The organism is Clostridium sp. D53t1_180928_C8, from assembly GCF_015667795.1.
Taxonomy (GTDB): domain Bacteria; phylum Bacillota; class Clostridia; order Clostridiales; family Clostridiaceae; genus Clostridium.
Window position 1 is genome coordinate 25,191 of the sequence record NZ_JADPEL010000023.1, and the last position, 26,083, is coordinate 51,273.

Annotated in this window: 24 protein-coding genes and 2 pseudogenes; 13 read left to right on the plus strand and 13 right to left on the minus strand. The window is 28.5% G+C overall.

The window, feature by feature from the left end; translation table 11 throughout:
- Positions 1-42: 42 nt before the first annotated feature.
- The 6 genes from I4V51_RS13445 to I4V51_RS13470 all read left to right on the plus strand — a co-directional run bounded on the left by I4V51_RS13445 (position 43) and on the right by I4V51_RS13470 (position 5,040).
- Entirely contained in the window at positions 43-903 is an 861-nt protein-coding gene (locus I4V51_RS13445; RefSeq protein ID WP_195988946.1) for an NAD(P)/FAD-dependent oxidoreductase, read from the plus strand.
- A gap of 136 nt (positions 904-1,039) precedes the next feature.
- A complete protein-coding gene (trxA, locus tag I4V51_RS13450; protein ID WP_195988947.1) occupies positions 1,040-1,354 on the plus strand; it encodes a thioredoxin in 315 nt (104 codons plus the stop codon).
- Between the two features lie 75 nt (positions 1,355-1,429).
- Positions 1,430-2,806, plus strand: a complete 1,377-nt coding sequence (locus I4V51_RS13455; RefSeq protein WP_195988948.1) for an FAD-dependent oxidoreductase — start codon at positions 1,430-1,432, stop codon at positions 2,804-2,806.
- A gap of 18 nt (positions 2,807-2,824) precedes the next feature.
- Entirely contained in the window at positions 2,825-3,292 is a 468-nt protein-coding gene (locus I4V51_RS13460) for a hypothetical protein (protein WP_195988949.1), read from the plus strand.
- Positions 3,293-3,315: 23 nt separating this feature from the next.
- Complete coding sequence (locus I4V51_RS13465) at positions 3,316-3,648, plus strand: helix-turn-helix domain-containing protein (RefSeq protein ID WP_195988950.1); 333 nt, start codon at positions 3,316-3,318, stop codon at positions 3,646-3,648.
- Between the two features lie 204 nt (positions 3,649-3,852).
- Complete coding sequence (locus I4V51_RS13470; RefSeq protein WP_195988951.1) at positions 3,853-5,040, plus strand: cytochrome c biogenesis protein/redoxin; 1,188 nt, start codon at positions 3,853-3,855, stop codon at positions 5,038-5,040.
- 95 nt (positions 5,041-5,135) lie between these two features.
- Here I4V51_RS13470 and I4V51_RS13475 read toward each other — a convergent pair whose 3' ends face one another.
- Both I4V51_RS13475 and I4V51_RS13480 read right to left on the minus strand, forming a co-directional pair.
- The gene (locus I4V51_RS13475; protein ID WP_195988952.1) at positions 5,136-5,966 is read right to left on the minus strand and encodes a M15 family metallopeptidase; all 831 of its coding nucleotides are present in this window, start codon (positions 5,964-5,966) and stop codon (positions 5,136-5,138) included.
- A gap of 141 nt (positions 5,967-6,107) precedes the next feature.
- Positions 6,108-7,337, minus strand: coding sequence for an MFS transporter (locus I4V51_RS13480; RefSeq protein WP_195988953.1), 1,230 nt, complete (start codon positions 7,335-7,337; stop codon positions 6,108-6,110).
- A 251-nt stretch (positions 7,338-7,588) separates the two neighbouring features.
- Here I4V51_RS13480 and I4V51_RS13485 point away from each other — a divergent pair, with 251 nt between their 5' ends.
- The gene (locus tag I4V51_RS13485) at positions 7,589-8,479 is read left to right on the plus strand and encodes a LysR family transcriptional regulator (protein WP_195988954.1); all 891 of its coding nucleotides are present in this window, start codon (positions 7,589-7,591) and stop codon (positions 8,477-8,479) included.
- 55 nt (positions 8,480-8,534) lie between these two features.
- Positions 8,535-9,575, plus strand: a complete 1,041-nt coding sequence (locus tag I4V51_RS13490) for a nucleoid-associated protein (protein ID WP_195988955.1) — start codon at positions 8,535-8,537, stop codon at positions 9,573-9,575.
- Between the two features lie 88 nt (positions 9,576-9,663).
- Here the strand turns inward: I4V51_RS13490 and I4V51_RS13495 are convergent, their stop codons facing one another.
- Positions 9,664-10,692, minus strand: a complete 1,029-nt coding sequence (locus I4V51_RS13495; RefSeq protein WP_195988956.1) for an FUSC family protein — start codon at positions 10,690-10,692, stop codon at positions 9,664-9,666.
- Positions 10,693-10,882: 190 nt separating this feature from the next.
- Here I4V51_RS13495 and I4V51_RS13500 point away from each other — a divergent pair, with 190 nt between their 5' ends.
- Positions 10,883-11,395: a ferritin gene (locus I4V51_RS13500; RefSeq protein WP_195988957.1), complete on the plus strand. Its 513-nt coding sequence runs from the start codon at positions 10,883-10,885 to the stop codon at positions 11,393-11,395.
- Positions 11,396-11,659: 264 nt separating this feature from the next.
- Here I4V51_RS13500 and argF read toward each other — a convergent pair whose 3' ends face one another.
- The 10 genes and pseudogenes from argF to I4V51_RS21520 form a co-directional block, all read right to left on the minus strand.
- On the minus strand, positions 11,660-12,580 hold the full coding sequence (argF, locus tag I4V51_RS13505) for an ornithine carbamoyltransferase (protein WP_195988958.1): 921 nt from the start codon (positions 12,578-12,580) through the stop codon (positions 11,660-11,662).
- 151 nt (positions 12,581-12,731) lie between these two features.
- Complete coding sequence (locus I4V51_RS13510) at positions 12,732-13,910, minus strand: aspartate aminotransferase family protein (RefSeq protein WP_195988959.1); 1,179 nt, start codon at positions 13,908-13,910, stop codon at positions 12,732-12,734.
- Between the two features lie 34 nt (positions 13,911-13,944).
- Positions 13,945-14,799 carry an acetylglutamate kinase gene (argB, locus tag I4V51_RS13515; protein ID WP_195988960.1) on the minus strand — a complete coding sequence of 285 codons (855 nt, stop codon included), beginning with the start codon at positions 14,797-14,799 and terminating at the stop codon, positions 13,945-13,947.
- A gap of 61 nt (positions 14,800-14,860) precedes the next feature.
- Positions 14,861-16,090, minus strand: a complete 1,230-nt coding sequence (gene argJ / locus I4V51_RS13520) for a bifunctional ornithine acetyltransferase/N-acetylglutamate synthase (RefSeq protein WP_195988961.1) — start codon at positions 16,088-16,090, stop codon at positions 14,861-14,863.
- 20 nt (positions 16,091-16,110) lie between these two features.
- Positions 16,111-17,145: an N-acetyl-gamma-glutamyl-phosphate reductase gene (gene argC / locus I4V51_RS13525; protein ID WP_195988962.1), complete on the minus strand. Its 1,035-nt coding sequence runs from the start codon at positions 17,143-17,145 to the stop codon at positions 16,111-16,113.
- The gene (argH, locus tag I4V51_RS13530; protein ID WP_195988963.1) at positions 17,133-18,533 is read right to left on the minus strand and encodes an argininosuccinate lyase; all 1,401 of its coding nucleotides are present in this window, start codon (positions 18,531-18,533) and stop codon (positions 17,133-17,135) included. Before argH ends, argC begins: the two co-directional genes overlap by 13 nt.
- Before the next feature lie 2 nt (positions 18,534-18,535).
- Complete coding sequence (locus tag I4V51_RS13535; protein WP_195988964.1) at positions 18,536-19,759, minus strand: argininosuccinate synthase; 1,224 nt, start codon at positions 19,757-19,759, stop codon at positions 18,536-18,538.
- Between the two features lie 326 nt (positions 19,760-20,085).
- A complete protein-coding gene (locus tag I4V51_RS13540) occupies positions 20,086-20,466 on the minus strand; it encodes a DUF4363 family protein (RefSeq protein WP_195988965.1) in 381 nt (126 codons plus the stop codon).
- Positions 20,463-20,672, minus strand: a pseudogene (locus I4V51_RS21515) (YetF domain-containing protein); the annotation flags it as partial. The gene I4V51_RS13540 and the pseudogene I4V51_RS21515, both read right to left, overlap by 4 nt.
- 177 nt (positions 20,673-20,849) lie before the next feature.
- Positions 20,850-21,341: pseudogene (locus I4V51_RS21520) on the minus strand (YetF domain-containing protein); the annotation flags it as partial.
- Positions 21,342-21,632: 291 nt separating this feature from the next.
- Between I4V51_RS21520 and I4V51_RS13550 the strand changes: the two are divergent.
- From I4V51_RS13550 to I4V51_RS13565, 4 genes are all read left to right on the plus strand, one after another.
- Positions 21,633-23,129 carry a nucleoside kinase gene (locus tag I4V51_RS13550; protein ID WP_195988967.1) on the plus strand — a complete coding sequence of 499 codons (1,497 nt, stop codon included), beginning with the start codon at positions 21,633-21,635 and terminating at the stop codon, positions 23,127-23,129.
- A gap of 378 nt (positions 23,130-23,507) precedes the next feature.
- The gene (gene sdaAB, locus I4V51_RS13555; RefSeq protein ID WP_195988968.1) at positions 23,508-24,185 is read left to right on the plus strand and encodes an L-serine ammonia-lyase, iron-sulfur-dependent subunit beta; all 678 of its coding nucleotides are present in this window, start codon (positions 23,508-23,510) and stop codon (positions 24,183-24,185) included.
- A gap of 1 nt (position 24,186) precedes the next feature.
- On the plus strand, positions 24,187-25,065 hold the full coding sequence (gene sdaAA, locus I4V51_RS13560; RefSeq protein WP_195988969.1) for an L-serine ammonia-lyase, iron-sulfur-dependent, subunit alpha: 879 nt from the start codon (positions 24,187-24,189) through the stop codon (positions 25,063-25,065).
- Positions 25,066-25,151: 86 nt separating this feature from the next.
- Positions 25,152-25,967, plus strand: coding sequence for a hydroxyethylthiazole kinase (locus tag I4V51_RS13565; RefSeq protein WP_195988970.1), 816 nt, complete (start codon positions 25,152-25,154; stop codon positions 25,965-25,967).
- Positions 25,968-26,083: the final 116 nt, after the last annotated feature.

Below are 26,083 nucleotides of genomic sequence, written 5' to 3' on the forward strand. Positions count from 1 at the left end.
AAGGGAAAATAATAAGTAAAGAGAAAAAAGGAGAGTTTAAGTATGAGTGAAAGATATGATATAGCAATAATAGGAAGTGGGCCAGCAGGATTATCAGCGGCACTTAATGCACAAATAAGAAAAAAATCATTTATTGTATTTGGAAGCAAAAATTTTAGTTCTAAAATTGGAAAGGCTCCTAAAATAAATAATTATTTAGGGGTTCCAAATGCAGATGGTAAAAAGTTATTTGAAGCATTTAATAATCACATAGAAACAAATGGAATTGAAATAACAGAAGAAAGAGTAAATAATGTTTATGCTATGGGAGATTATTTTACTATAATGGCCAAGGATAAAACATATGAAGCTAGGTCTGTAATAATAGCAACAGGAGTAGAATTTTCAAGGCCATTACAAGGTGAGGTTGAATTTCTAGGAAAGGGTGTTGGATATTGTGCAACATGTGATGCACCATTATATAAGGAAAAGACAGTTGTTATAATAGCTTCAAATGAGGAAGGCGAACAAGAAGCTAATTTTGTAAATGAAATTGCATCAAAAGTATATTATGTACCTTTATATAAAGGGGAATACCACTTAAATGAAGGTATTGAATTAGTTGAGGAAAGACCAATGAAAATTGATGGTGATATCCAAGTTAAGAAAGTAGTATTCAAGGATAGGGAAATAGAAACAGATGGAGTGTTTTTATTAAAGGATGCGGTTCCACCAGCTCAATTAGTACCAGGACTTGAAGAGGAAGAGGGACATATAAAATGTGATAGATTAATGAGAACTAATATACCAGGATGTTTTGCTGCTGGAGATTGTGTTGGAAAGCCATATCAATATATTAAATCAGCTGGAGAGGGAAATATTGCATCATTAAGTGCGACTTCATATTTAGATTCAAAAAAATAAAGTTAATATTTAAGTAGTAACTAAAAAGTGCCTAATTGTTAGAAGATAAATAGGTTGATACAATGAAGTCAGTTAATAAATGACGCAAAATAATAACGTTAAGTTAATAAATTATAAATATTTTGGAGGAATTAAGATGGTAAAGCATATAAATGAAAAAGAATTTAACATGGAAGTATTAAAGCAAGAAGGAGTAGTTGTTGTAGATTTCTTTGCAACTTGGTGTGGACCTTGTAAAATGTTAGCTCCTGTATTAGAAGATGTTCAAGAAGAAATGAAGAATGTAAAAATAGTTAAGGTTGATATAGATGAAAATCCTAATGTAGCAAGTGAGTATAAAGTTAAAAATATACCAACAATAAAAGTATTTAAAAATGGAGAAGAAATTACTACAAATGTGGGGTTCTTACCTAAGGGTGCTTTAGTAGAAATGATAAATAAATCAATTTAGGTTAGCCTACTCCCAGGAGATAAAGAATTATTAATTTTCTCCTGGGGATTTTTTATAATGAGGAGGACAAAAAATATGAATAAGTATGATGCTATAATAATTGGATTTGGAAAAGGTGGAAAAACTCTAGCCGGGTTTTTAGGAAAACAAGGAAAAAAAGTAGCTTTAATTGAAAAGTCAGAAATGATGTATGGTGGAACTTGTATTAATATTGGATGTATTCCAACTAAAAGGTTAGTTCATAAGTCAAAAGTAGCTTTATATAAGAAGTTAAATTCTTTTGAAGAAAAAGCTGAAGAATATAGAAGGGCAATAGAAGAAAAAGAAGAGCTAGTTAAAATGTTAAGAGGAAAAAATTATAACATGTTAGATAGCAATGAAAATATAACTATATACACAGGAACAGCATCTTTTATATCTAATACAGAGGTTGAAATATATACTGAAGATAGAAAATTAATTATAGAAGGTGAAAAAATATTTATAAATACTGGAGCAACTACTGTAATACCTAATATTCCAGGAATAAATGATAGTAAGAGAATATATACAAGTACTCAAATATTAGATTTAAAGGAATTACCTAAGCATTTAGTAATTGTTGGTGGAGGTTATATTGGATTAGAGTTTGCATCAATATATGCAAGTTTTGGATCAAAGGTTACTGTAATAGAAACATCAGATAGAATAGCAGGAAGAGAAGACAAAGATATTTCAGATAATATTAGAGAAATACTAGAAAATAAAGGTATTTCATTTATATTAAACTCTAATGTTACATCATTTAATGAAAATAGTGATGAAGTCACTGTTTCATACTTTAATAAATTATATAATAAGGATGAAAATATTAATGGTGACGCAGTATTAATTGCAACTGGAAGAAAACCTAATATAGAAGGATTAAATTTAGATTTAGCAGGAGTAAAGGTTACTGAAAGAGGGGCAATAGCTGTTGATAATAAGTTAAAGACAAGCGTTGATAATATATGGGCTATTGGAGATGTTAATGGTGGACCTCAATTCACATATATATCTTTAGATGATTTTAGAATTATTAAGGATAATTTACTTGGTGAAGGTAAGAGAACAACTGATAATAGACAAGTTATACCTTATTCTGTATTTATTGAACCAAATTTATCTAGGGTTGGATTAAGTGAAGAAGAGGCAAGAGCACAAGGATATGATATAAAAGTAGCAAAATTACAAGTAGCTGCAATTCCAAGAGCAAGGGTAATTGGAGAAATTGAAGGGATTATGAAGGCTATAGTAGATGCAAAGACAAATAAAATATTAGGATGTACATTATTATCTCCTGAGTCTAGTGAATTGATAAATATAATAAGCATTGCAATGAGAGCAAATTTAGATTATACATTTATTCGTGACAATATATTTACTCATCCAACTATGAGTGAAGCATTAAATGATTTGTTTGCATTAATTTAAGTACAAGGAGAAAAATTAGTGAAAAATAAAAAAGTAATATTATTTATTATATCAGTATTTATAGTAGGAGTAATATCTGGTAGTATAGTTAATTTAAAAAGCAAAAGTGTTAATGTTGAAAAAAATGTATTGGGATATTCATTTGAATTAAGTGATAAAGATACAATTAATAAAAAATTAGACGGAAAATATTTAAATAGTTTTGTAACAGTTATAAATAAGAAAGATGAATTTTTGATTAATTTAGAAGGCATAAATTCTGATAAAGATGTTTATATAATAAATCCTGAAGATGGCAGTCAGTTTCCGTTGCAATATGAGAATGGAAAGTTTTATGGTAAAGTAAAATTAGAAGAGAATATAGATTATGGTATAATTATGGATGTTAATTTAGTAGGTTCGATAAGAGTAGTTAATAATATTAAAGAGATAGATGAAAGTAAGTTATTTAATGAAATTTTATCAAGTTTAGGATGTGGTATCTAAACAATAAAGAGAGGTGTTGTAAAATGTATAAGGTAAAAGAAGAGGTATATAACTGTCCAGTTGAAGCATTATCTAATATCTTAGGAAAGAAGTGGGTTGCAGAAATAATATGGAATATCCAGGATAAAAGAATTAGGTTTGGAGAGCTACAAAGAATTTTAGATGGATGTAGTAAAAAGATGCTAACCCAACAATTAGATTTATTAATAGAAAATAATATTGTAATAAATGAAAAAAAGACTATAAACAATACGGTTGAATCAAATTATTATTTAAGTGACTCTGGAATATTATTACTACCAATTATGGAAAGAATGATTAATTGGGGTAATAGTAATCTTTCTTGTGAAGGTTAGAAAATATTATCTAGGGGGGTATATATTGTTAGTATTATGACAGCTAACAATAAGATAAATTAAGTAGTATGGAATAAGAGTTCTAATTTTACTATTATTCCATACTACCTTTTAAAAAATATAGTTACTAAAAAGTGCCTAATTGTGAATATAAAGTCTTTATATTAATATAAAGAAAAAAAGAATAATAGGAGGAAACAGTTAGTGGGAAATATTAATTTTTTCATAGTGTTTATTGAGGGGATATTATCGATTTTCTCTCCATGTATATTGCCGATACTGCCGATATACTTAAGTATGTTATCAAATAGTAGTGTAGATGAATTAAGGGATTCAAAATTTAGAAGTGGAACTTTAATAAAGAATACCATATTTTTTGCACTAGGAATATCAACTACATTTTTTATATTAGGTTCATCAATAAGTGCTCTAAGTACATTTTTGAATGCTAATAAGAATATTATAATGATAATTGGTGGAATTATTATTATATTTATGGGACTATTTTATTTAGGAATAATAAAATTAGATTTATTAAATAGAGAAAAAAGATTAAATGTTAATTATAAAACTATGTCTCCGGTGTCTGCTTTTGTCTTAGGATTTACATTTAGTTTTGGTTGGACACCTTGTATTGGTCCTATCTTAGCATCAGTACTAGTTATGGCATCAACATCAGATAATTTATTTACTTCTAATTTATTAATTGCAATTTACACTTTAGGATTTATATTACCATTTATAATAGCATCAATATTTTATGGAAAATTATTTAAAAAATTTGATTCAGTAAAAAAATATATGAATGAAATAAAAAAGATAAGTGGTATTTTCATAATTATAGCTGGAATAGTTATGCTTGCTAATGGTGTTATTAATGTAAATAAACAAGCAAGTATTAAGAATGAAAATAAAACAGAAAATAGTGAGAGTGTAAATGAAAATAATAAAGAAGATAACGGCAAGATTTCACCAATAGATTTTACTTTATATGATCAATACGGTAAAGAGCACACTCTTAGTGAATATAAAGGAAAAACAATATTCTTAAATTTCTGGGCAACATGGTGTCCTCCATGTAGAGAGGAAATGCCTTATATAGATGAATTATATCAAGAATATAATACGAATCAAGATGATGTAGTAATTCTTGGAGTATCATCACCTAATTTAGGAAGAGAAGGCTCAGAAGAAGATGTTAAAAAATTTTTATCTGAAAATTACTATAAGTTCCCTGTAGTGTTTGATGAGGGGGGACCTATGATTATTGAATATGGTATTAGTGCTTTTCCATCAACTCTTATAATAGATAAAGAGGGATTTGTAAGTAAGTATATACCAGGTGGTATGGATAAGGAAACTATGAAGAGTCTAATTGAAGCTGAAAGATAGCATATTTATAGTCATAAAAAATAGACCTATTTTAAAATTAAACTAGGTCTATTTTTTTATGTAATCTTATAGAGTGATTATTAAATTGTTTATATTTATTTTAGGTATTCTTCTAATGTTAATTGTTTTTCAGTTATTTCTTTAGCTGCATCTTTTCCAACGTATCTTAAATGCCATGGTTCGTAGCTATATCCTGTAATATCCTCTTTCCCTTTAGGATATCTAAGTATAAAACCATAATTACTACTATTTTCTAGCATCCATTTAAAGGTTTTTGTATTTTCAAATCCTTCATCTAAACTACTATATTCACTAGATAATATATCTATTGCTAGACCAGTTTGATGCTCGCTATGACCAGGATGAGCAACATAATTATTAGCAGACTCAACACCTTCATTTGCAACTGCATCATTATAAACTGTAACTTGATAATCGCATGAACGGTATCCTGAAATACCAATTAAATTAATATTATCTTTTTTTGCAGCGTTAAACATGTTTTCGAGTTCTGTTGCAACTTCAGCTCTAACATGAGCTGTCATATTAGAGGTTGTTTGTAATGGAATATTAGGAACAACTAAATCACTAGGTTCATAGTTTTCTTCAAGAGCGTGATCTCTGTTAACTAATATAAGATATTCATTATTAGAATCATTGTAAGTTAAATTCATACCTTCAGATGTATTATTATCTTCAGATTTGTTATTATCTTCAGAACTAATATTATCTTCAGAGTTGCTGTTATCTTGAGTAGCATCATCACTTTTAGAATTTATGCTAGCAACGTTATTAATGGTAGAATTTTTATCATCATTAATATATTTATTTATAAAAGCAACTGAAACTACAATTAAACCTATAATAAGTAAAATAAAAATGTTTTTTTGAATTATAAATTTTTTATTTGATTTTATATTTTTCATAGTACCACCCCTTCTATATTGTATTCTAGATTTTAAATATTTTAAAGTACTATTATATTTATTTAAAAAGAGGAAGCTAGTTTAATTTACTTAAAGCAAAAAAAAGGTTGTACAAATTTATGTACAACCTTTTAATAATTATTAAGCAGCTTTGTTAAATTTTAATTCATTTTTTTTTACTATGTTATATCTAATATTAACTATAAGTGCTAATATAACACCTAAAGCAGTAATTACCATATCGAATAATATTACGTGGCTTAAGTTTATATCTGCTAATATACCAGTAATACTTGGTACTACAGTAGAAGCTATACTTGAAGCTGTAAATACTATACCAGTGATTTTACCCTTACTTGATGGGAATAATTCTGACATTGAGGTTAATGCTAATTGTAGAACTCCACCAGCAGCAGAGAATCCAATTACAAATGCTGCAATTATGCAAGTTAATGTGCTTGGGAACATCCAAAGTATTGTTAACATTACTAAGGATATTAATGGGTAAACAAATGTAAATCTAACTTGTTTTATCCATTTAGCAACTAATACTGAAGTAACAAATACAGATACTATTGAGCCAGTACTATAAATACTTATTAATTTAAGAGAAACAGTTTGTTCAACGCCAGCAACTTCTCTTGCAAATGATGGTAGCCAGTTTGCGACAACTTGGAATGTTGCAGTAGCAGTGAAGCCGATTAATATTAAGCAAATGCCTTCAATCCAGAAGTTAGCTTTAACATTAGATTCAATTTTTTCTTCAGTAACAATAGCTTCTGTTTTTTCAACAGCTTTGAAAGCAGGGAACGGAAGCTTTAATATGAAGAATCCATTAATTATAAATACAGCAATACAGAATATAAATGTCCATCCGAAGTAAAGATCGTTAGCTATTAAGAAGCTAATAATCCAAGGCAATATAAATTGTCCAGCAGATATAAAGGCTTTAATAGCAACGTTTGCACTTCCAGATGCTTTAGGGAAACATTCAGTTAATGCAGGGTAAGTACCAGCATCCATAAATGAGTTAGCCATACCAGCTAATAATGCAAAGAAGAAGGCCATAGTAACGTTAGTACTTACTAATATACCACCCATAAATATTGCATAAGTTCCCATGCCTAAAAGAATAAATGGCTTTCTACCATATTTGTCTGATAATATACCTGATACAAATAATACAATTAATCTACCTAATCCAAGAGCTGAAATAACATATGATACACCAGCTTTGTTAGTATTGAATTGTTCCATTAAGAAATCGATGTTTTGTGCTAAGATGATAGCACCCATACCATGTATAAAGTAGTTAATATACATAGCTAATGCCGTAGGCATATACTTATTTTTAGTAAGCGTATTTTGCATTTTTAATACTCCTTTTGATAAAAATTTAACTAAGTTATGTATAAAGTTCTTTGTAAGATTACAAAATAAATTTTAATATATTATTTTCAATTATTCTAATACATATTTTTGTGTTTATTTATAGAAAATATCTATATATATGTTATAATATTTTAGATTTATAAAGAAAAATAAGTTTAAATTATAACAAAGTTAATATTTAAGATTTAATATATGTTATTAAAATAGAATGTTAGGCAAAGGAGATAAAAATGAATTTAAATCATTTAAGTTATTTTAGAGTTTTAGCAAGGTTAGAACATTATACTCAAGCAGCAGAAGAATTATCTATAACACAACCAAGCTTAAGTCATGCTATGGCAACGTTAGAGAAAGATTTAGGAACTTATCTTTTTGAAAAGCAAGGGAGAAATATAAAACTAACTAAGTATGGGAAAATATATTTTGAATATGTAGACAGAGCTTTAAGTGAGTTAGAAAAAGGTGAAAAAAAGATTAGAGAGTTGACTAGCGTTTCTACAGGAACTATAGAATTAGGTTATATATATACGCTAGGTCCAAAGTTTATTCCACATCTTATTAAGGATTTTACATCTTTAGATAATAATAAAAATATAAAATTCATATTTGGTCAAGGGACTACAAAGTCTCTTATTGAAGGTTTGAAGGAAGAAAAATTCGATATGATATTCTGTTCAAAGGTAGAAAATGAACCAGATATAGATTTTATTCCAATAGCAAATGAGGAGCTTGTTGTTATTGTATCTAATGATCATCCATTAGCTAAAAAAGAGTCTATAGATTTAAAAGAAATAGATAGTTATCCCTTTATCGGATTTAGTGAAAAGAGTGGTATAAGATCAATAATAGAAGAGTTATTTAAAAAGGTAGATATTGTACCTAATACTATATGTGAAGTAGAAGAGGATAATGCAGTAGCAGGATTAGTTGAGATAAATTATGGAATAGCAGTTCTTCCAAGGATATCATCTTTAAAGTATTATAATGTTAAAGTATTACCAATAACAAACCCTAAACATGAGAGGTTTATTTATTTAGCAACTTTAAAGAATAGATATCTTACTCCTTCTGTTAATTTATTTAAGAAATATAGCTTAGAGTATAGTAAGGATAAATTTTAAAATAAATGCTATAATGTTTTGAGAAAAATATTAGATAATATATAGGGGTGATATTTTGGAGTACATTAATGATATAAATATTCAAGAGGCTGTGATACATATTTTAGATAGTAATTCATCTGAACCAATTTTAAATGAGTATACATTAGAGTTAAATGAAGATATTTATAAGTTTTTACATAAGCATATTGAAAAATGTTTAAAGGATGAAGAGTTAAAGACAGCAGCCTTTAATTCAGAAAGAAATATTGTAAAGGAAATAGTTCAAGACTATTTAAATGGAGTAGATAACGACTTTTTAGGATTATCTAAGGAATTATCTAGACAGCTTTTTTCTATTATGAAGGGAAATGTTAATATTCCATCTTGTGATTTGATAATAGTTTCATTAATTACAGACGTAGGTCCTATGGTAGGAGTACTTAAGATGGATTATGTTAAGAACTTTACTCATTCTGTGGAATTTGTAAATGATAAAATAGGAATAGGAATAGTACCGCAATCTGCAGGATTACCAGGTAGTAGTCAAAGAATTCAAAAGGCAGCATTTATAAAACCAATTAGAGAAGATCAAGTATTTGATTTGTATGTAATTGATAAGCAAAAAAAATCAGCTGAAGATGATGAGTATGGAGCTAATTATTTTATGAATAGTTTCTTAGGTTGTAGTATTGTTACTAATAAGAGGGACATGACAAAGACATTTTTAAAAGCTACAGAAACTTGGACTAGAAGTAATATTACCGAAAATGCAGATGAGGCTGAAAAAATAAGAACAAAGATAAAAAGTAAGCTTAAGGATGAAGAGTTTATTAATATAGAAGAAGTTTCTAATGAATTATTTAAAGATCAACCAACAAAGAAGCAGGATTTCGAAATATTCATGAAGGGAAATGGATTAGAAAATGAGGTTTCTGTAGATAAAGCGTGGGTAGAAAAAAAGCTTAAGAGAGTAAGACTTAAGATTGATAAAGATATTGACTTATACATAAATGAAGAAGCTTATCATGATAATTCTAAATTTGAAATTCAACGTAATGGAGATGGAAGTATCAATATGATAATTAAACATGTAATTAATTATATTGAAAAATAAAAGCTGTTGAAATTATTATTATATATTTTTGTATTAAAAATAGAGGCTATTGTATTAAGTAATCACAATAGCCTCTATATTGTTATATTTATTCAGAAATAGTATCAGCTTTGGTTTTTCTTAAAATGAATCTATTGGCTAATAGAGCTAAAATAGTTCCAATTGCTACATACATTAATCTTTCTAATGCAACCTCAACAGATCCGTTTGTAATAGCTATAGGAGCTATTGCAGAAATAGTTGCTAATACTATCATATCTCTATAATCTACAGCAAAGGAGTTTAAGTATCCAGCAGCTAATATTATTATACCTCTTAAAGCGGGGCTTTTAATAAACATAAATGCTATTATTACAATGAGAGCTCCTATAATAGTTCCTTGGATTCTTTTTACAGCTCTAATTTTACAATTTTCAGAGTATAGCTCTGTTAATGAGAAAATAGTATATACCATCCAACGGCCTTCAGGTAATTTAAAATAAAATGAAATAAAAGAAGTTAATGCTGTAAGAACGCCGACTCTTATTGCATAAGAAGCTCTAACAGTATGAATTTTTACTTCTTTACCTAATATAGATACAGTTCTATAAGCCTTATCACTTTCATGAGTATTAAACCCTATTATTGAATTTTCTTTGTTAAAGGTATTTTTTTTCTTAGAGTTTACTATAAATTGACTTACCATAATAACTATAGCACCAAATATTAAGCCTGCTATTCTTTTTACAAAGATTTCTCCATAAACAGGACCATTTAGTAAAAACAAATATTGTAATCCATAAGGTAGTATTAAACCTTTAGTAAGGTTATAGCTAAAATAATATCCTATTAATGATAATGATAAAAAGTCTATAATTATTCCTATCCATATATTGTTTGCAGCTATAAAGGATCCAAATCCTATTGCAAGATTTATTCCAAGAAGTATTAAGAAATTTTTAAATGGGTTTTTAGTTAAATCTTTACCTAATAGCATAAGTAAAGCAATTATAGTAGTAATTCCTATTGGTGTATTTTCATCTCCAAACAATGATTTAAATATAACTACAAAAATCATTATTGCAAAGAATAGAATGGTTTTTGATATAATATTTTTCTTTAAACTTGCTTTATCCATATATAATTCGCTCCGATATTGTATATTATTTTTCTTATGTCTAGTATGTGTAAAAATAAAAAATAAATTGCTTTAAATTAATTTTATTTTACCGTATTAATGTTATTTCTTTAGTATTTGATAAAAGATAATATATATGAGAAAATATATATAATATTAAAAAAATAAAAGCTTAGGAGGAATTAAAGTTATGTTAAATGAAACTTTATTAAAAGCACTTAATGAGCAAGTGAATTTTGAATTTTACTCTTCATATACCTATCTTGCTATGGCAGGGTATTGTGAATCAATAGATTTAGTAGGGTTTGCTAATTTCTTTAGAGTTCAAGCTAAGGAAGAGTTAGATCACGCAATGAAATTTTATGAATATGTTTATCAAAAGAATGGTTCAATAGAATTAGAAAAGGTTGATAAGCCACAGATTACTTACGATGGAGCAATTGATGTTTTTGAAAAGGGATATCAACATGAGCAATTAGTGACTAAGAAAATTTATCAGTTAACTGATATTGCATATGAAGCTAAAGAACATGCTACAATTAGTTTACTAAAATGGTTTATTGATGAGCAAGTGGAAGAGGAAAATAACTTCAATGCAATTTTAAAGAAGGTTAGAAGATGTGAAGGAAATCCAGCTGCTTTATATTTATTAGATGATGAGTTAGCAAAGAGAGTTTATGCCCCTGCAGGTATACAAGCTTAATAAAATTAATAAATTATAACCTGTTACATTAAGTATAAACTGTACCTTTTGTCAAGGAGAGTTCAAAAAGATTATAATAATTTAAAAGATGATTTATATATTAAATCAACGGATTCGGTTTTCGTGTGTAAACTTTAAAATAACACTGTTAATAAATTTATTAACAGTGTTATTTTTATTAAAAGAGAAAAATGAAATATTTCATAGTCAATTGAATTTAACGATTAATTTTTTAGTTTTACTATAATTTGTGGCTTGATTATATTATGAAAGAAGTTTAACGAGCACTGCTTTTTGAGCATGAAGTCTATTTTCAGCCTCTTCAAATATTTCATCAGCATGAGCTTCAAGAACTTCTTCAGTTATTTCCTCTTCCCTGTGAGCTGGAAGACAATGAAGAATAATTGCATCATCATTAGCTAATTTCATAATTTCTGAATTAACTTGGTAGCCTTTAAATGCAATTTTACGTTTCTTAGCTTCATCTTCTTGCCCCATACTTGCCCAAACGTCAGTTATAATTACATCAGCATCTTTAATAGCAATTTTAGGGTCTTCTGTCATTTCAAAAGAAACATCATTTTCTTCGGCTAATACAATACCTTTTTCAATATAATATTTAGGTGGCTTATAGCCAATAGGATTAGCAATTGATATATTCATTCCTAAAGTTAAGCAACCTATAATTAAAGAATTACACATATTATTACCATCACCAATATAAGCAACCTTTAAGCCTTCAAGTATAAGTTTCTTTTCTCTTATAGTCATTAAATCAGCTAAAATTTGGCATGGATGTTCATCATCTGTTAGTCCATTAATAATTGGAATAGATGAACATTCAGCTAAAGTCTCAATTCCTTTTTGAGAAAATGTTCTTATCATTATTCCATCTAAATACCTAGATAATACTCTAGCAGTATCTTGGATTGGTTCCCCACGACCTATTTGCAAGTCCTTAGAGCTTAAGAAAAGCGGATGTCCTCCAAGCTGATACATTCCTACTTCAAATGAAACTCTAGTACGAGTTGATGCCTTTTCAAAAATCATACCTAGTGATTTCCCTTTAAGTAAGTGATGCTCTATATCATGTTTTTGTTCATATTTTAATTGATCTGCAAGATTTAATAAATCTAAAATTTCTTCCTTTGAAAGATTGTCCATACGTAATAAATCTTTATTCATAAATAAGCCCCCTTTATAATAGTTAGTAGTTAGTGAAAAGATAAGAGGTAAAAGTAAAAAGTTAAAGTGGAAACTCCTAGGGGAGTTTCTTTAAATATATTTTAGAAAATAAGATATTTTTATCTTTTAATTTAATAAACTCTTGTGTAATTTAGGAATGTTGTTTAAGAACGGATATTAATATATTTATCCCCAATTTAATATCTTCTATGGAAATATTTAAAGGAGGAAGTAGTCTTACTACGTTTTTACCAGCAGTTAATACTAGTAATCCGCTTTCTAAGGCTATCTTTTGAATGGTAGAAGAGTCTCCATTAATCTCTATTCCTATCATTAGTCCTAAGCCACGAACATCTTTTACTATTTCTATCTTTTCCTTTAAAATAGTTTGTTTAATAAGCTCTCCTTTGGAAATAATTTTAGTGTAAGAGTCACTATTGCAAAGTTGATTTAAAACAGAAGTAGCACCAGCACATACAACTGGGTTTCCTCCAAAGGTTGAACCATGATCTCCAGGAACAAATGTAGTTGAAAGTTTTTCATTACATAAAACTGCACCTATAGGAAGACCAGCTCCAAGACCTTTAGCACTAGTTACTATATCTGGTTCGATATTAAAGTTGTTATATCCAAATAGCTTTCCAGTTCTAGCTATTCCGCATTGAACTTCATCAAAAATTATTAATATGTCTTTTTCTTTAGCAAGTTTACAAGCTTCTAAAACAAAGCTTTTATCTAATGTATGTACACCGCCTTCACCTTGAATAGCTTCCATTATAATTGCACAAACATCTGAAGTGAGATTTTCTTTTAAGTCATCTATAGAATTAGCAGGTGTATATTTAAATCCAGTAGGGAAAGGGAAGAAGTAGTTATGGAATTTATCTTGCCCTGTTGCTGTTAATGTAGCTAAAGTTCTACCGTGAAATGATTGATTTAGAGAAAGTATAGTACCTCTTTCTTTACCATATTTATTAAAACTATATTTTCTTGCAAGCTTAATAGCACATTCATTTGCTTCAGCCCCAGAGTTTGCAAAGAATACTTTGCTCATCCCAGAAAGTTGACAAAGTTTTTTTGCTAATAATACAGTAGAATTATTAGTAAAAATATTTGATAAATGTTGAAATGAGTTTAGTTGAGATATTAGTTCCTTCTTCCAAGCTTCGTTATTATATCCTAATGAGTTGACACCAATTCCACTAGTAAAATCTATATATTTTTTATTATTTTTATCAAATAAATATGATCCTTCACCATATGAAATTTCAATTGGTAAGGTAGCATAAGTATTCATTAGATATTGATTTTCTTCTTCAAATAAATTCATTTTTAAATAGCCCCCCCGTTATAAAAGTTAGTAGTTAGTAGATTTCTGTTCCTATTCCTTTTTCGGATAAGAGTTCAAGTAGAATAGAGTGCTTAATCCTGCCATCAATTATATGAGCTTTTTTAACACCCATTCTTACTGATTCTACACAGCAATTTATTTTTGGAATCATACCACCATTAATTATTTTATCTACAGTTAATTTTGGAATTTGATGTAATCTTAAAGTTGAAATTAGAGTAGAAGAATCAGCAGGATTTCTCATTACACCAGGTACATCAGTTAGAAGAATTAGTTTTTCTGCTTTTAATGCAGATGCAATTTTTGAAGCACAAGTATCAGCATTTATGTTATAACTATTATCATCCTTTTCACCAATAGCAATAGAAGAAACTACAGGTATATAGCCAGAGTTCATTGATAGGTTTAAAAGATCTGTATTTACAGAGGTTATTTCACCTACATAACCTAAATCTATATCTTTATTGAGTTTTGTTGCCTTAATCATACCACCATCAATACCTGATAGACCTATTGATTTACCCCCATTTTTTTCAATAAGTTTAACTAAATCCTTATTTACTTTACCAGCTAAAACCATTTGAGCAACTTTTATTGTAGTTTCGTCGGTATATCTTAATCCATTTATAAATTTACTTTCATGATTCATTTTAGCTAAAGTATTGCTAATATCAGGACCACCACCGTGCACTATTATGGGATTAATTCCTATACATTTCATAAGGATAATATCATTTATTACAGTTTTAGTTAATTCATCATTAATCATGGCATTTCCACCATACTTTATTACAATGGTTTTACCGTAATATTCTTGGATGTAAGGTAATGCTTGTATTAATATATTTGCATGTTGAGCATAATTCAATTTAATTCCTCCTCTTGCCTGTGCGGGTAATCCAATATATTGATTGCCCCCTTAGGTAAAATTAACTACGGTAGTCGCCGTTTATTTTTACATAGTCATAAGTTAGATCACAACCCCAAGTTGTTACTTCTGATAAGCCTTGTTTCATATCTATTAAGATTTTAATTTCATCTTGCAATAAAATTTCTTTTGCTTTTGCTTCATCAAAGTTTACTGATGAACCATCTATGCAAACTATAATTTCACCTGCATTACTTGAAAAGGAAACATCAACTTTTGCAGGATCAAAGTCTATACCAGAATATCCTAATGCACAAAGTATTCTTCCCCAGTTAGCATCACTACCAAAGATTGCAGCTTTAACAAGACTTGAAGTAACTACACTTTTAGATAGACTTTCAGCATCGACGATAGAGTTAGCATTACTAACAGTGCACTCTATAAGTTTGGTGGAACCTTCGCCATCTTTAGCAATTTTTTTGGAGATATAAATATTTAAAGTTGTTAATGCTTCTAAAAATAAATTATAGTCTTCATTTTTTTCTATAATAGTTTGATTATTAGCAAGTCCATTTGCCATAATTAAAACCATATCATTAGTACTAGAATCACCATCAACACTTATTCTGTTATAAGAAATATTAACACTTTGTTTTAATGCTTCTTTTAATAATGCGGGAGCTATTGAAATATCAGTAGTTATAAAAGAAAGCATAGTAGCCATATTTGGATGTATCATACCAGAACCTTTAGCCATAGCAGCGATAGTGATTTTTTTTCCACCAATTTCAATTTCTATTCCAGCTTGTTTTTCAATAGTATCAGTAGTCATAATTGCCATAGATGCATTTTTAGCACCTTGAATATCACTAGATAAATTATTTACTAATTGAGGAATTCCATCTTTTATTGCATCTATATTTAGGGGTACTCCAATGACTCCAGTAGAAGCAACAAGCACATCATCATTTTTTATATTTAACTCTTTAGCACAAAGGTGAGTCATTTTTTTTGCCTTTGATAGACCATCATCACCATTGCAAGTATTAGCATTTCCACTATTAATAATTATTGCTTGAGCTTTTTTATTGATTAGGTGTTGTTTAGTTACTGTAAGTGGAGCACCTTTTACTTTATTTTTGGTATAAACTCCACAGGAAGTAGCAATAACATCAGAATATATTAAAGCTAAATCCTTTTTTAATAAGCTTTTTTTTAATCCACAGTGAACTCCTGATGCTTTAAAACCAGCTGGAGAAGTCACAGTTAAATTTTCATCTATATTAATCATAAAAATTACACATCCTTTAATTAAAAACTAGGAGCTATTAGTTTAAGTCCAGTATTTTCAGGAAGTCCCAATAACAAGTTCATATTTTGAATAGCTTGTCCGGCAGCTCCTTTAACCATATTATCTATAACACTAACAATTATTATTTTGTTTTTTCTATAATTTTGATGAATAGAAATATGACAATTATTTGTATATTTAACGTGTTTTATTTCAGCAGTTTGATCTAATGGTAGTACATGGACAAACTCTTCGTTTTCATATTGGTTTTTATATATTTCATGAATTTTTTCTAAGGTAAGTTGATCTTTAGGTTCGCAATAGATTGTAGAAAGTATTCCTCTATTGATAGGTAATAGGTGAGGAGTAAATGTTACTTCTACATTTTCATTTGCCATATATGATAGGGTTTGTTCAATTTCAGGAGTATGCCTGTGACTACCAATGCCGTATGCAGCAAAGTTTTCGTTGGCTTCTGCAAAGTGAGTTTTTAAGGAAAGCCCTCTTCCAGCACCAGTAATTCCTGATTTTGAATCACAAATTATATTTTGAGTATTAATTAGTTTATTTTTTAATAGTGGCATAAGGCCTAGTGAAATGCTTGTAGGATAACAACCAGGATTAGCAACTATATTAAATTCTTTAACTTTAGAACCATTAAATTCTGGTAGTCCATATACACTATCTTTATGAATAGTTTTACATGTGAATTTTTTTCTATACCATTCTTCATAAGAATTTTCAGATTCTAATCTAAAATCAGCCCCAAGATCTATTACCTTTTTATTTTTTCTTATTGCTTCATCTGCAATTTCCTCACTTAATCCATGAGGAAGAGCAGTAAATATAATATCAGATTTTTCAATAACTTCACTTTTATCTTCACATACTAAAGTTGTTTTATTAAAAAAGCTTTTGTATACAGAGCTTATCTCCTCATCTTTAAAAGTAGAGGAGGAGATAGCAGTAACTGTAACCTTATCATGATTAAGTAAAAGCCTTAGTAATTCAACCCCAACGTATCCTGTAGCACCAATTATTCCTACTTTAAACATGATAAATTCTCCTTATTTTCTTTTATAAAGTTTTCTAAAACTTCTATTTGCATTTTAACAGATGAAGAACTAGGTCCCCCAATGACACTTCTTTCTTCAACACAAGTTAATAAATCAATTGCTTTATATATATCTTCTTCAAAAATAGGAGAGAAGTCTTTAAATTCAGCCATACTTAAATCATCTATAGCAATATCTTTATTTATACAATAAAGAACTATTTTACCTACAACTTCATGAGCATTTCTAAATGCCATACCTTTTTTAACAAGATAATCAGCAACATCGGTAGCATTTGTAAATCCACCAGCTGCAGATTTTTTCATATTAGCTTTTTTTACTTTCATAGTTTTAATCATTCCATTAAAGGTTTGAAGTGAAAGAAGCGAAGTATCTAAACCATCAAACAAAGCTTCTTTATCCTCTTGCATATCTTTATTATAAGCTAGAGGTATGCCCTTCATAACAGTAAGTAAAGTCATTAAATCCCCATAAACTCTTCCAGTTTTACCTCTAACTAATTCTGCAACATCAGGATTCTTCTTTTGAGGCATTATGCTACTTCCTGTACTATAGCTATCATCAAGTTCAATAAAGTTAAACTCACCAGTACACCAAAGTATAATTTCTTCAGAAAATCTTGATAGGTGCATCATAATTAATGAAAGTGCAGATAATGTTTCGATTGCATAATCTCTATCTGAAACAGAATCTAAACTATTAAGTGTAATTTTAGAAAAGCCAAGCTCAGAAGCCACAAACTCTCTATCAATAGGGTATGTAGATGTTGCTAAAGCACCACTTCCAAGTGGCATTTCATCAAGTCTTTTATAGGCATCAAAAAGCCTGCCTATATCTCTTTTAAACATTTCACAATAGGCTAAGATATGATGCGCAAAAGTAATTGGTTGAGCTTTTTGCATATGAGTATATCCTGGCATTATTGTATTTATATTTTCATTAGCTTTTTCTAATAATGTTTCATGAAGATTTAAAACCTCATTTATTATAATTTGTATATATTTTTTTAAATAAAGTTTAGTATCTAAAGTAACTTGATCATTTCTACTTCTACCGGTATGAAGTTTTTTACCTTCATCACCGATATAGTAAGTTAATATGCTTTCAATAAAGCTATGAATATCTTCAGAGTCCTTATCTATTTCTATAGTATTATTATTAATTCTTATTAATATTTCTTTTAAGCCTTCAACTATTTTTTCACTGTCTTCAGAGGGAATAATACCTTGCTTTCCAAGCATTTTAACATGAGCAAGGCTTCCTTCTATATCTTCCTTATACATTCTTGAATCAATTGAAATTGAGGAGTTAAAGGTATTAACTAGCGTATTAACTCCCTCTGTAAATCTTCCACCCCAAAGTTTCATTTTTATTTCTCCTGTTTCTTTAAAGATTCTTTCATCTTTGAATTTACTACTGTTGGTAAACCATAAAGATTAATAAATCCTTCAGAATCCTTTTGATTATATACGCCATCTTCACCAAAAGTAGCATATTCTTCGCTGTATAATGAATAAGGAGATGTCATTCCGGCATTAATAATATTGCCTTTGTATAGTTTAAGCTTAACTTCACCAGTAACAGTTTCTTGAGTTTTATCAACAAAAGCCGAAAGACTTTCTCTAAGTGGTGTGAACCATTCACCGTTATAAACTAAGTCTGCAAATTTTAATGCAATTGATTGTTTAAAGTGATGAGTGGCTTTATCTAAGCAAATTTCTTCTAAATCAGCATGTGCCTTATAAAGAATAGTTCCACCTGGAGTTTCGTAAACACCTCTTGATTTCATACCAACAAGTCTGTTTTCTACCATATCAATAATACCAATAGCATTTTTTCCGCCAACTTTATTTAATTCATCTATTAATTTAACACCATCCATTTTTACACCATTAAGTGCAACAGGAATACCTTTTTCAAAAGTTAAGGTAATATAAGTAGCTTCGTTAGGAGCAGCTTCTAATGTATTACACATTTCTAGAATTTTATCATATTTAGGTTCATTTTCAGGGAATTCTAAATCTAAACCTTCATGACTTAAATGCCATAAGTTTTTATCTTTACTATAGTTAGTTTCATAAGTAATCTTTATTGGAATTTCTCTATCTAAAGCATATTGAATTTCTTCTTCACGAGATTTAATATCCCAAATCCTCCATGGTGCTATAATTGGCATTTCTGGAGCAAAGTTTTTAACTGCAAGCTCAAAACGAACTTGATCGTTCCCTTTACCAGTACAGCCATGACAAATTGCATCAGCTCCTTCTTTTTCTGCAATTTCAACAAGTCTCTTTCCAATTAAAGGTCTAGCAAAAGAAGTTCCAAGTAAATATTTCCCTTCATACACTGCACCAGCTTGAAGTGTAGGGAAGATATAGTCGTAAACAAATTCCTTTGTTAAATCTTCAATATAAATTTTTGATGCTCCAGTTTTTAATGCTTTTTCTTCTAATCCTTCTAGCTCATCTGCTTGGCCAACATTACCAACTACTGCAATAACTTCACAGCCATAATTTTCTTTAAGCCAAGAAATTATAATTGATGTATCTAATCCTCCTGAATAAGCTAAAACAACTTTATTAAATTTTTTCATATATAAAAGCCCCCTTTAAAATAATTATTAGTTAAGAGTTAATAGTTAAGGTACAAATTCTTAGGAGAATTTTTTGCGTTATTTATAACTTTTAACTAGTAAAAATATCCATGTGTCCTTGATGTTTATAATTATACAAAAGAATGTATAATTATGCAATAGGGAAAATTGAAATTATAAAAAATAATTAGTGAAGGGATATAAAGTCAGTGAAATCAATAGTTTTGTTAAAAATACAAAAAAAAATATGCATAAAAAAATAAAATTATGCATAAATATTATTAGATATATACAAAAAGCAAAAGGTATAAATACCTTTTGCTTTTCTAAAATATGTTTTCAATGTTAGGAACTTGAAGTTCTTTCATATGCTCGGTACTATATTTTAATAGATGAAGTGAAGCTTCAGTTTCACTTGAATCATCTTTTTCTATGTATACAGTTAACTTTAAAGCTTCATTTAACATTACATCATAATCAACATGATTTATATAGATGGAGGCAATAGCACCTTTATCTTGAATTAGATTAAAAATTGCCATAGCATCTTGAAAATTTTCTTCCTTGGTGGAGTAACTTAATGTTTCCTCCATTTCATCACACATTTCTATTATATCAGAACATAGGTTTTTAAAGCTTATATCTGTATAAGTTAGAAAGCCTAATAACAATATAAAAAGAAAAATAGAAAATAATGAATTCTTCATTTTTTAGCTCCTTTTTCATTTTTATCGTATAATTGATAAACAAATTTTCCTTGAGTATCAATCATAGCAATTAGTACATCTTTAATTGAATCAATATGATGTTTTTTTAATTCGTGCTCAATCCAAACCTTGTTTTTACCACTAGTAGTAAGAGCATTATTATTAACATGCCCATCTAACACGTAAATTATAGGTAATCTAGGTGGTTGGCTAGAATTACTAGAGCTTGATGAAGATGAAGTATTACTTCCACTAGAGTTGGTAGAATTACTTTTTTTATTGTTTTTAGAAGAACTCTCACTTCCAGAAGCATTACTATTAGTATTTTGAGTATTATTAGAGCCACTTTGAGAAGAAGAATTTTGGCTTCCTGATGATAATGGTTGTGTATTAGAACTACAAGAAGCATCAACAGAAGCACTGTTAGAGCTACTTTGAGAAGTTAAAAATGATAGCTGACCATTATTTTCTAATATTGCATATTGAATTTCGTTTAAATCAAAATATCCAGCAAGTCTTAATTCTTCCATAAGTTCATCTAAATTTATTTGTTGTTTTTTTAAAGCCTGATAATTTATTTTACCTTTACAAACCAAAATACAAGGTTCACCTTCAAGTATTTTTCTAGTAAATTGACTTTTAAGTTGAAGTTGAGTTAACACTGTTTTTATAAATAACAATGTAACTATTGGAATAATACCAAGAATTAAAGGTAATCTAGTATCTTGCATTGGAAGGGCTGCTAAATCCGATATCATTATTGTTATAACAAATTCATATGGTTGCAATTCACCGATTTGCCTTTTACCCATCAACCTCATTACAAGTATTACTAAGAAATATAAAAAAGCAGTTCTTATTAGAACAATGAACATAATTAAATCACCTCTTAATTAAGTATTTGTAAAAAAAATACTTTTATTCCTAAGTGAGATTTTTAATTTTTAATTTAGTTAATAGAACTTGTATGAAGCTTTAAGTTTTCAAGCAAAAATATAGCAATTTTACTATATAAAATAATAGAATAATTTTTAAAGCCGTATATAATAAGAGTATAGAGAAATTATTTCTAATAATAATTAATGAAACAAAATTTCGCACTAAATTTTATAATATAATTTTTGTTAACTAATGGTATTATAAGGGTTTAGAAGGGTGGAGTAAAGATGAAAGAAAATATTAATTTAGTAAACACTAAGAATGAAGCTATTGAAAAAGACTATACAAGAACATTACAATTTATCTTTATTAAAGCTACTTTGGATTTGTTTCCAAATGCCAAAATAACAATACAACATAGTGTAGGTAAGGGTATATTTGGGGAAATATTTAAAGAAGATGCTCTTAATGAAAAAGATATAGAAAAGATAAAATTTAAAATGCAAGAGCTGATAAATAGAGATTTACCTATTAATAAAATTAAAGTTACAAAAGAAGAAGCAATTAATATTTTTAAGTCTTATAATATGAGTGACAAGGTTCTTTTGTTAGAACAAGTAGATTTTAAAACAGTTAATTTATATGAATTAGATGGAAGATATGACTATTTTTATGGGCATATGACTAAAAAAACAAGTGATATAAAAGCCTTTGATTTAATTTATTATGAAAATGGATTTATATTAAGAAGACCTAATGATTATCAAACATTTACTTTATCAGAATTTGTTGAGCAAAGAAAAATTACAAAAATATTCAGAGAAACTGAAAAGTGGTTAGATATTTTAGATGTAGGAAATGTTGGGGCATTGAATGATAAAATTGATAATGGAGAATTAATTAATTTAGTAATGATTTCTGAAGCTTTACACGAAAAGAAAATTGCAGAAATTGCTGATAAAATTAATTCTAAAGAAGAGGTTAAATTAGTATTAATTGCAGGGCCAAGTTCTTCAGGAAAAACAACCTTTGCTAATAGATTAGGAGTTCAGTTACGAGTTAATGGAATTATACCAATACCAATATCATTAGATGATTATTTTGTAAATAGAGATCAAACACCAATAGATGAAAATGGAGAGTATGATTTTGAAACAATTGGATCAGTAGATACAGAATTATTTAATAAACACTTAAATTTGATATTACAAGGTGAAGAGGTTGAAATTCCAGAGTTTAATTTTATAAAGGGTGAAAGAGAATGGGTTGGAAAGAAAGTTAAATTACCTTCAAATGGAGTTATCATAGTGGAAGGGATTCATGGATTAAATCCTATATTAACAGCTCATATTGATGAAAAATATAAATTTAGAGTTTATATTTCAGCATTAACTCAATTAAATTTAGATAATCATAATAGAATTACTACAACGGATGTAAGAAGAATTAGAAGGATTGTAAGAGATCAATTATCAAGAGGTCATGGAGCTGAAGATACATTAAAGATGTGGCATAAGATAAAAAGAGGTGAAGAAAAAAATATTTTTGTTTACCAAGAAGAAGCAGATGTAATGTTTAATTCTACTTTAGTTTATGAGTTATGTGTATTAAAAAAATATGCACTTGAAGAACTTAATAAAATTAAGGAAGATAGTATAGTTTATGGTGAAGCTAAAAGATTAAAGGCTTTACTAGGGTTCTTCAGAGAGGTTGATAAAAATGTTGTTCCTGAAAATTCAATTTTAAGAGAATTTATTGGAGGAAGCATTTTTTATAAATACTAAAATGTTTTAAAGTTATTATGAATACTTGAAATAAACTGCGAACTACAGTGAGAACGAAAAATGGAATATTGCTTTTCCGGGAAGCGGTGAAATTTTCACTTTGAATTTATATAATTGATTCCATAAAATTTGCTAAAGTTTTTAAACTAGCTAGCGCGTCAAACAGTAAAAACTTCTTCACACAAATTTTACTACATCAATTATTAAATTCTACAGCTTAATTTCAATGCTTCCCTCCAAATTAATATTTCATTTTTTCTATTCACTATTTTTCTTAGTTTCCCGACTTAAGCTTTAGTTCGCAATTTATGAAAAGTATTCATATAAATTCAAAGTAAGTGTATTTAAAATTTAACATAATAATTTTGGAGGTTACATATGAAAAGTGTAGGAGTTTTTGATATATTAGGTCCTATAATGGTTGGGCCATCATCATCACATACAGCAGGAGCTGCAAGGCTTGGAAAGGTTGCAAGAGCTGTTGCAGGAGCTGATATAGAAGATGTAACATTTTATTTACATGGCTCATTTGCTAAAACTTATAAAGGTCACGGAACTGATAGAGCATTAGTTGCTGGAATTTTAGGAATGGAACCAAGTGATTTAAGGCTTAGAGATTCTTTAGAAATAGCCAAAGAAATGGGATTAAAAATAAGATTTAGGGAAGCAGATTTAGGAGATGTTCATCCTAATACAGTTAAGTTTGTTATAAAGGGAAAAGAAGGTACATATGAACTTATAGGTTCTTCAATTGGAGGAGGAAGTATTGAAGTTACTTCTGTTAATGGAAATTTAGTTAACTTTACTGGTGCATATCCAACTATTATTGTTTCTAATAAGGATGTTCCAGGTGTAGTATCTAAGGTAGCGTCAATACTTTATGAGAATGATATAAATATTGCATTTATGAAGGTGTTTAGAAGTCAGAAGGGCAGAGATGCAACAATGGTATTTGAAGTTGATCATGAGGTTACATCAGAAATAATAGGTAATGTTAAAGCAATTAACGGTATAAATAAAGTAATAATGATTAATCCAATTAAGGAGGGTGAATAGTATGATAGCAAGATCAGGTGAAGAGTTATTAAAAATATGTGAAGAAGAAAATATATCTTTAAGTGAATATGCAATAAGAATTGAAATGGAAGATAAAGGGCTATCTAGAGAAGAAGTATATGAAAAGATGGCTAAGAATTTAAAAGTAATGAAAGAAGGAGCTACTGAAGGAAGAGAAAAAGAGGTATATTCATTAAGTGGTCTTATTGGTGGAGATGGATATAAAATTCAAAAGTATTTAGAAAAAGGAAATACTTTAACAGGAGATGTAACTGTAAAAGCAATGGCAATGGCATTATCATCATCAGAAGTTAATGCTGGTATGGGAAGAATAGTAGCATGTCCAACAGCAGGTTCCTGTGGAATATTACCAGCTGTAATTTTATCAGCAGGAGAAAAGTTAGGAAAGACAGATGAAGAGCTGATCGATGCGTTATTTACTTCAGCTGCAGTAGGAATGATAATTGGAATGAATGCAACTCTTTCAGGAGCAGAAGGAGGATGTCAGGCAGAATGCGGTTCAGCAGCAGCAATGGGTTCAGCAGCAGTTGTTGAAATGATGGGAGGAACTCCTAAGATGTGTTTAGATGCAGGTGCAATAGTTTTAAAAAATATACTTGGACTTGTATGTGACCCAGTTGCAGGCCTTGTAGAAATACCTTGTGCAAAAAGAAATGCAGCAGGAGCTATAAGTGCTCTTTGTACAGCTGATATGGTTATGGCTGGAGTAGGAAGTAAAATACCTTTTGATGATACCGTATCTGCTATGTATAAGGTAGGAAAGAGCCTTCCATCAGCACTTAGAGAAACTGCAATGGGTGGTGTTGCTGTTACAAAAGCAGGACTTGAACTTCGTAAAAAAGTATTTGGAGAAGAATAGAATAAAATTGCGCACATCGTAGATTTTGTCGAATAGTATAGTATTAGGCAAGAGTTGCACTATAGATAATAAAGTGAGGACGCGCTATGAGGCTTAGTGAAGAGTCTATAAAGTATATTTTAGACTTGCAAAAGAATATGCTACCTCTTATTTATTGTTGTGCTAATAATGAAAGATTAAGCATCTTAGAAGATACAATTAAACATTATAACGGAATATTTAGCTATAAAGATAGTAACCTTAATAAAGAGGAATATCAAATAAATACACTATTGATTTTTTTAGATGAAATTAATTCAGAGAGTATATTAGATATAGAAAAAGCTTTAATAGCTATTAATAAAAAAGAGAGAGTATTATTAGAAGCCAATGGAATAGATTCGTTAATTAACAAAAGAAATTTAGCATTAAGTATTATAAATAGATATGATATTAATGTTATTAAAGGAACAAAGAGTGAAATAGAAGCTTTGATAAAATTTCAAGAAAATGTTGAAGAAAAAGATTTGAATGAGAGTAATGTCAACTATAAGTATAGAAATTTTTCAAGGAAAAATAATACTATAATAATTATAAAAGAAGATAATTATTATATAACTGATGGATATAGTGAGTTTTTAATAAAAGGTAATAATAATTATTTTTTTAATAAAAATGAATTAGATAATATATATACAGGTATGTTAGCTACTAGCATTGGAGTATGTAAAAACAAAAGTGAAATAATTCAGGCTATACTAATATCTACAATAGCTTTTTATATTGGAAAGCAAAGGGCATTAGATAACGTTAGAAGTAGTGATGAGAATATAGAAGAATATCTATTAAATGAAATATATAAAATTGATATAGATAAAGTAAAGTCGTATGGGGATATATGTTATTCTTTTAAAAGATATTAAATATAAAAAGAGCACAAATGTGCTCTTTTTATATTTAAAGAGACTGTAGATAATTTTGTGTAATATAGTTTCTTATAAATTAAATATTACTGGAAATTTTGATTTCCAGTAATATT